Genomic DNA, 6,731 nt, shown 5'->3' with positions numbered 1-6,731 from the left:
CCACCCGCAGCCCTGCGGGGGGGGGGCGGGCCGCGGCCGGCCCGGGGCCGGCCGCACCGCGATCGTCAGCGTAATCACCTGGGCACGCCTGCAGGGGCACCGCGAGCTGGCTGGGGTTCTGGCCAGGGCCGTCGGTCTCGACCAGAGGGCGGATCGTCGCACCATCGCATGTGTCCCGTCTCATTTGATCTTTGCCGGCGGCATGGTGCCTGAACTGGGCTGATGCAACGGGATATGAGATTAGGTGGCCTGGCTGGTCTCACATCCCGTTGTCGGTCAGGTGGGTTGCCGCCGGGAGTCTCAGGTTCCGTTGTCGCTGACCTGACTGGTGGCCTGATCGGCCTGAAGTGCCTCGCGCTCGGCAGCGAAGTCGTCGAGGAGCTGGAACAGGACCTTGATCGCGTGCTTCTCGTCCTCGGGCGGCAAGTTTGAAATGTCGTCCCAGCCATCGGGAAGAGCGATGTGCAGGACCTGGCCGGGCCAGGCGTGACTGCACTCGCAGCCCCGGCGGGTGACGAGCCATTCGCGCCAGCCGGTGAGCCCACGTCCGGAGTGGCGGAGGGCGTGCTGGTCGTAGCCGGTCAGGAAGGCGGTCAGCAGGTGGAAGGAGGTCTTGCCGACGAACATGCCGGGGCGTTGGCCGACGCAGGCGAAGTACTCGCGTTCGCTCATCTCCGAGAGCTGCTTCATGTGTATGCCTTTGGCGGTCTGTGTCATGACTTGTCGTCGGCTTGCTTCACGGCGTTCGCCGTCATCCGTTCCGCCCACTCGCGCTGGGTCACGGCTCGCTCGATGCGGCTGACGATGTCCTTCTTGGACGCCGTGTCCAGCGTCTCCGGGAGTTTGTCGAAGGTGTCGGGAAGGATGTCGAGTAGACCCCAGATCTGCTCGCCGGTCCTGACCGTCAGCAGTTGCTGGCACCTCCACTGCAGCGGCATCTCGGGACGGTGGCTGAGCCGTTGCACGAGTGCGGGGAACAGGTAGTGCGTCGCCTCTGCGGCGAGGTGTTCTTGGAGCCAGTCGACCGGGAGCCGCTGGCTGAAGCCGTGCATGGCAGCCTCCTGGGCCAAGTCCAGGAGCTGGGCGGTGTCGACGGCTCGGACGGTGCGGGGAAGGGTCGGGGTCATGCCCAGATGATGTCAAGAAGTCGACGCAGGGCCGAGGGGCCGGCGGTGACGGAGCCCACCTTCAGCGAGACGGCTCGAGGGCGGAGAGGTTGAGGAGGCGATAGACCGTCGACTGGGAGACCTTGAACTTCTTCGACAGAGTGGGGACGCGGGCGCCGTCGGCGTGTTGCTGGATGAGGTCCTGGATCTGGTGGTCGTTGAGCTTGGGGGGCCGGCCGCCGATGCGGCCTCGGACTCGGGCGGAGGCGAGACCGTCGTTGGTGTTCGCGGCGACGAACTGCGCGTTGAGGTCGGCGAGGGTGGCGAGCATGCCGAAGAGGTCGCGGCCGTCGAGGCTTTCGCTGTCGATCTGCTGCTCGACGACGTGGAGGCGGACGCCGCGGTTGCGGAGGTCGGTGCCCAGGACGACGAGGTTCTGGACGGAGTAGAAGAGCCGGTCGAGGCGTGTGATCTTGAGAGTGTCGCCGGCCCGGAGGCGGGGCAGCAGCAGGTCGCGCTCGGGCCAAGCTGATTTGTGGCCGTTGGCGCGCTCGACGTAGATGTCCTTCTCTGCGACGCCGGCCGTGAGGAGCGTGCTGATCTGGGTGACCGGGCTCTGGCCGATCACGGTGCGGACGTAGCCGACGGTCATCTGGCCGTTGGCGCGCTCGACCACCGGGGAGTCGAGCCGGCGGTTGTTTCGGGTCATCGGGTTCCCGTCGCGGTGGTGTGGTGGTGGCGTTCGGCCTCGATCCAGAGGGCGAGCGGGTCGTTGGAGGCGATCTTGTCGTCCCAGTAGCCGGGGGCGGCGCGGTCGCGGACCTCTTGGACGAAGCGCCGGTAGTCGCCGGTGCGGCCGGTGAACGGCAGGGCCCGAAGGGCGGGGGTCAGGAAGAGGTCGGCCAGCGCGACGATCTCGGGATAGCCGCAGGCCGCGAGGGTGATGCTCTGGCCGTGCCCGGCCCAGGCCGGGTCGCGCAGGACGGCCCGGCGGCGGTCCAGGGCCTGGGTGAAGCGCCGGTTGTCCCACCAGGTGCCGCAGATCCGCAGAGCGTCGTCCATCGCCCGGCCGACGTCCCGCCAGCAGTGTCGGCGGATCAGCCGGTAGTGCCGGCGCTGGGTCTGGATGATGTCCGGCAGGGCCGTGACGGCGAACTGCTGTCCGTGGGCCCCGGTCCAGCGGCCGTGCCGCAGGCAGAGGGTGGTGCCGGGCGGAGTCCAGTGCCGGGCATGGCGGACCCGCTTGGCCGTCAGGCAGAGCGCGCAGACCGGGCGGAGGGACCAGCCTGGGGTAGCGCCGAGGTAAGCCCGAAAGCCGCCAGTACTTGATCTTGAGGCTCGGTCCGATGGCGCCCGTCACCCATTCGGCCGAAGGTCGTTGGTGCTGATACTGACTGATCTCTGGGCCTGGGGCGGGACTTGTGACCTCAATCGAGCGGACCGCGTACCCGCGGTTCAAGCGGCTGATCACCGCGCATGAGCTGCACTTGTTCTTCGCGCCGACGCGGGAGGAGGCTGCGTGGGCCGCTGAGCGGATGGACTCCGACGGGCATCAGCTCGCGTTGCTGTTGGCGCTGAAGTCGTATCAGCGGATGGGCCGGTTCCCGAAGCCGGATGAGTATCCGGAGATGGTGGTCGACTTCGTTCGCCGTACGGTCGAGCTGCCAGAGGGCACGCTCCCGCTGTACGAGCCGGGCCGCACCGCTGAGCGGCAGCGTACGGAGGTGCGCCAGCGCGTGGGGACGAAGTACAAGCAGTCCCAGGCACGGCAGATCGCTGAGGCGGCGATCCGCAAGGAGGCCGCCTCGAAGAACCGCCCCGCCGACCTGATCAATATCGCGCTGGAGAAGGTGGTGGCGGCCGGGCTGGAACTGCCGGCGTTCTCCACCCTCGACACGATGACCTCCACGATCCGCACCGAGGTGAACACCTCGATCTGCTGCGGCATCCACGACCGGATGAGCCTCGCCGAGCAGGCGGGGATGCTGCGGCTGCTGGAAGAGCGTGACAGTGACGGCACGACGCAGTTCAACCGGTTGAAGCAGACCGCCCAAGGTCCGACCTGGTCGCACTTCAAACGCCTGTTCACGCACCTGGAGTGGCTGGACAAGTTCGGCGACACTGCGGTGTGGGTGGACGGCGTCGCCTCGCCGAAGGTCACCGACTTCGCCGGGGAAGCGGATGCGGCGGACGCCTCCGAACTGCGGGACTACGCGGCCGTCAGGCGGATCGCGCTGCTGGCCTGCCTCGCTCACAAGGCGCGGATGCGGGTACGGGACGATCTGGCGACCATGTTCTGCAAGCGGGTCGCCATGAAGATCAAGAAGGCCAAGGAGGAGCTGGAGGAGATCCGGCTCGCCGAACGGGAGATCGCCGAGGCTCTGATCGGGAACTACCGCACCGTGCTCAAGAACCTTGATGACGGTGGCCCGGCCCAGGAGGCGTTGGCGAAGGCCGAGGCGATGACCGCCGAGGCCGTGAAGGCTCTGGACGGGCTGGACGAGGCGGCGCCGGTGGAGGAGGTCGCCCGGCGCCTGGGCGGGGAGGTCTCTCCGGCCGTGCTCGCTCTGGCGAAGGCCCAGCTGGTGCAGGCCGGTGGCCTGGGTGCGGTCACCAAGGCGGTCGAGAGCTTCGGCGGGTTCGCGGGGCAGTACGAGCAGATCGAGAAGGTCTCCGCGCATCACGGCAACTTCTGGGAGGTGCTGTTGTACGGGCAGCTCGGCCGGGACCGGTCGGTGATGTTCGACCTGGCGGAGAAGCTGGAGTTCACCGCGACGTCCGAGGACGGGCGGGTGCTGGCTGCGCTCGCGCACGCGATGCGCAACGAGAGCGCCCGCGGCGAGTACATCACCGCACTCGGCGAGGACGGCAAGAGGGTCGACATCTCCTTCGCCACACAGAACTGGCGCAAGGCCGTGCTCGACAAGACGCAGCCGGGCCGCTTCGCCCGCAAGCACTTCGAGGCGATGGTCTTCACCCACCTCGCCGAGGAGCTGCGCACCGGGGACGTCGCGGTGGTCGGCTCGGAGGAGTACGCCGACTGGTCCGAGCAGCTACTCGTGTGGGAGGACATCCAGGAGAAGCTGGCCGACTACCTGGCGGAGGTCGGGCTGTGCGAGGAGGGCGAGGCCGGCGCCTTCGACGCGGCGTCCTTCCGCCGGCAGCTGGAGGACAAGCTGTGCGGCGCCGCCGCGGCGGCGGATGCCGGGTATCCGGACAACGAGGGCCTGGTCATCGACCCCGAGACCGGCATCCCGTCACTGAAGCCGCACCGTTCCGAGGGGCAACGGCCCTCGGCGAAGCGCCTGGAGCAGGAGGTCAAGGCCCGGATGCCGGAGCGCACGCTGATGGGGATCGTGGCCCGCACCGCGTACTGGGTGGAGTGGTGGCGCCGCTTCGGGCCGCCCTCCGGCAACGACCCGAAGCTGAAGGACCCGTTCGGCCGGTACGTGCTGACCACCTTCGTGAAGGGCACCAACATGGGCCCGTACGAGGCGGCGAAGCACATCCCCGGGGTGTCTGGGCACGAGCTGTCGTACGTTGCCAACCGGCACTTCTCCATCGCGCTGCTGAACGAGGCCGTCGCCGACCTGGTCAACGCGCATGCCCGCCTCGACATCTCCCAGGCGTGGGGCGACGGCACCGCCGTAGCGGCGGACGGCACCCACATGGACACCTACCTCAACAACCTGCTCGCCGAGACGAGCGTGCGCTACGGCAAGGCAGGCGGGATCACTTACCATCACATCTCGGACACCTACATCGCGCTGTTCACGCACTTCATCCCGTGCGGGGTGTGGGAGGCCGTCTACATCATCGAGGGCCTTCTGAAGAACACCTCCGAGGTCAAGCCGACCACCGTGCACGCCGACACCCAGGGCCAGAGCGTTCCCGTTTTCGCCCTGGCGCACCTGCTGGGCTTCGATCTGATGCCCAGGATCAGGAACTGGAAGGGCCTGACCTTCTACCGCCCGTCCAAGCAGAGCGAGTACGTCCACATCGACTCCCTGTTCGGGGAGGCGGGCAAGAACGCCATCGACTGGGATCTGATCGAGTCCCAGTTCCGGCACCTGATGCGGGTCGCTGTCTCCGTGCGTGAGGGTGCCATCTCCTCGTCGACGCTGCTGAAGCGGCTGCGGTCGGGCTCGCACAAGAACTCCACCTACACCGCGTTCCGCGAGGTCGGCCGTGTGATCCGCACGGTGCAGTTGCTGCGCTACCTCTCGGACGCGACGCTTCGCCGGCGGGTGACCGCGGCGACGAACAAGGTGGAGTCGTTCAACCGGTTCTCCCAGTGGGTCGGCTTCGGTAACCAGGGCGTCCTCGCCGACAACGACCCCGTCGAGCAGGAGAAGGCGATGAAGTTCAACGCCCTGCTCACGAATGCGGTGATCTTCCACAACGCCCTGGACATCGCGGAAATCATCCGCCAGCTCCTGGAGGAGGGCTGGGAGATCGACCCGGAAGACCTGGCGCACATCTCGCCGTACCTGACCGAGCACATCAAACGGTTCGGCGAGTACTCCACCCACGAACTCGGCATCCAGCCCGAGGCGTACGACCCGAAGCTCGACGTCGACTTCACCCAGCTCCACGATCAGGACCTGCGGGCCGAGGGCTTCGGCACAGCGGCCTGATTCAGGTGAAGTCGGGCGGCAACTCGGGGTGCTGGCCAGAACAGTGTCACCAGCCGCAAACAGCGGTGATCAGTGCTCGGGCCTGGCGGGTTGGGCAGTTCCGGCGCTCGACGGGTCATACCCAGGTCTGACGCTGCAGTTCAGATCTTGGTCCGACGCCCAGCAGGGGCGGCGAAGGCATCGTCAACAGTATGAAGAACACGACGACATCCATGGCTACCCCGGCCGCAACGATCGGCGCCCGACTGCGTGGCGCGCTGCCTGTGGAGCGACTGGAGGGCACAGGCTTCCCCGGACGCTGGGTGGGCGGCACCGCCATGGTGCTCGGACCACTCCTGATGCTGGCCGGCGCGTTGCTGCGGGTCCGCTTTCACTTCTTCTACCCCGATCAGCTCGCCGCGTACGAGCAGCACCCCACCCTGATGGCCACCGCGTACGGCCTCTTTGCCGCAGGCAGCCTGCTGCTCTGGCCCGCGGTGGCGGTGGTGGCCGCACGGATCGGGGTCCGGAGCGCCAGCTGGAGCCTGTGGGGCGGGGGCCTGGCGATGTTCGGGCTGTTCGCCCGCGCTTTCCATGCAGGAGTGGACCACCTGGCCTTTCAACTGGTGCGCTCCCAAGGAGTCGACGCTGCCACCGAGGCGGTCTCCGACGGCTACAGCGCCTTCCACGTCTTCGCCGCGCTGAACCTCGCCATCCTCGCGGGGTGGCTCATCCTGGCCCTCGGGGCCTGGCGCACCCGGGTGCTCGGCCCGGTCCGTGCCACCGCACTCGGCCTCATGGCGGCACTGCCTCTCGGAGTACTCAAAGGGACCACGCCGCTGTCCCTGGTGGCCTTGGCCGGACTGTGCGTCGGGCTGGTGCCGTTGGGCCTGGCGCTGCTGCGTGAAGGGCCCCGTCCTAGCGGCAAGGCGGTGCTGTGCTGGGTGCCGCTGACCCTGGTGGTGCTCGGGCTGATGGTGCTGCTCGGACAGGCCGGCTGAGTGCACCC

6 protein-coding genes are annotated in these 6,731 nt (G+C 68.1%); 2 read left to right on the top strand and 4 right to left on the bottom strand.

Annotation, left to right across the window (positions count from 1 at the left end):
• Positions 1-300: 300 nt before the first annotated feature.
• The 4 genes from ACWGJO_RS30235 to ACWGJO_RS30220 all read right to left on the bottom strand — a co-directional run bounded on the left by ACWGJO_RS30235 (position 301) and on the right by ACWGJO_RS30220 (position 2,168).
• Complete coding sequence (locus tag ACWGJO_RS30235; protein ID WP_452188562.1) at positions 301-690, bottom strand: hypothetical protein; 390 nt, start codon at positions 688-690, stop codon at positions 301-303.
• A gap of 23 nt (positions 691-713) precedes the next feature.
• A complete protein-coding gene (locus tag ACWGJO_RS30230; RefSeq protein WP_452188560.1) occupies positions 714-1,127 on the bottom strand; it encodes a hypothetical protein in 414 nt (137 codons plus the stop codon).
• 61 nt (positions 1,128-1,188) lie between these two features.
• On the bottom strand, positions 1,189-1,815 hold the full coding sequence (locus tag ACWGJO_RS30225; RefSeq protein WP_452188558.1) for a recombinase family protein: 627 nt from the start codon (positions 1,813-1,815) through the stop codon (positions 1,189-1,191).
• The gene (locus tag ACWGJO_RS30220) at positions 1,812-2,168 is read right to left on the bottom strand and encodes a hypothetical protein (RefSeq protein WP_452188556.1); all 357 of its coding nucleotides are present in this window, start codon (positions 2,166-2,168) and stop codon (positions 1,812-1,814) included. Before ACWGJO_RS30220 ends, ACWGJO_RS30225 begins: the two co-directional genes overlap by 4 nt.
• A 359-nt stretch (positions 2,169-2,527) precedes the next feature.
• Here ACWGJO_RS30220 and ACWGJO_RS30215 point away from each other — a divergent pair, with 359 nt between their 5' ends.
• Positions 2,528-5,743, top strand: a complete 3,216-nt coding sequence (locus ACWGJO_RS30215; protein WP_452188554.1) for a Tn3 family transposase — start codon at positions 2,528-2,530, stop codon at positions 5,741-5,743.
• 212 nt (positions 5,744-5,955) lie between these two features.
• On the top strand, positions 5,956-6,723 hold the full coding sequence (locus tag ACWGJO_RS30210; RefSeq protein ID WP_452188552.1) for a hypothetical protein: 768 nt from the start codon (positions 5,956-5,958) through the stop codon (positions 6,721-6,723).
• Positions 6,724-6,731 lie beyond the last annotated feature (8 nt).

It is taken from the genome of Kitasatospora sp. NPDC054795 (assembly GCF_053611565.1).
This window is presented reverse-complemented; position numbering and strand designations above follow the sequence as displayed.

What these genes read in the sequence shown, in the direction of transcription:
- ACWGJO_RS30235 (WP_452188562.1), bottom strand. Translation starts at nt 690, where the DNA reads ATGAAGCAGCTCTCGGAGATGAGCGAACGCGAGTACTTCGCCTGCGTC.
- ACWGJO_RS30230 (WP_452188560.1), bottom strand. Translation starts at nt 1,127, where the DNA reads ATGACCCCGACCCTTCCCCGCACCGTCCGAGCCGTCGACACCGCCCAG.
- ACWGJO_RS30225 (WP_452188558.1), bottom strand. Translation starts at nt 1,815, where the DNA reads ATGACCCGAAACAACCGCCGGCTCGACTCCCCGGTGGTCGAGCGCGCC.
- ACWGJO_RS30220 (WP_452188556.1), bottom strand. Translation starts at nt 2,168, where the DNA reads ATGGACGACGCTCTGCGGATCTGCGGCACCTGGTGGGACAACCGGCGC.
- ACWGJO_RS30210 (WP_452188552.1), top strand. Translation starts at nt 5,956, where the DNA reads ATGGCTACCCCGGCCGCAACGATCGGCGCCCGACTGCGTGGCGCGCTG.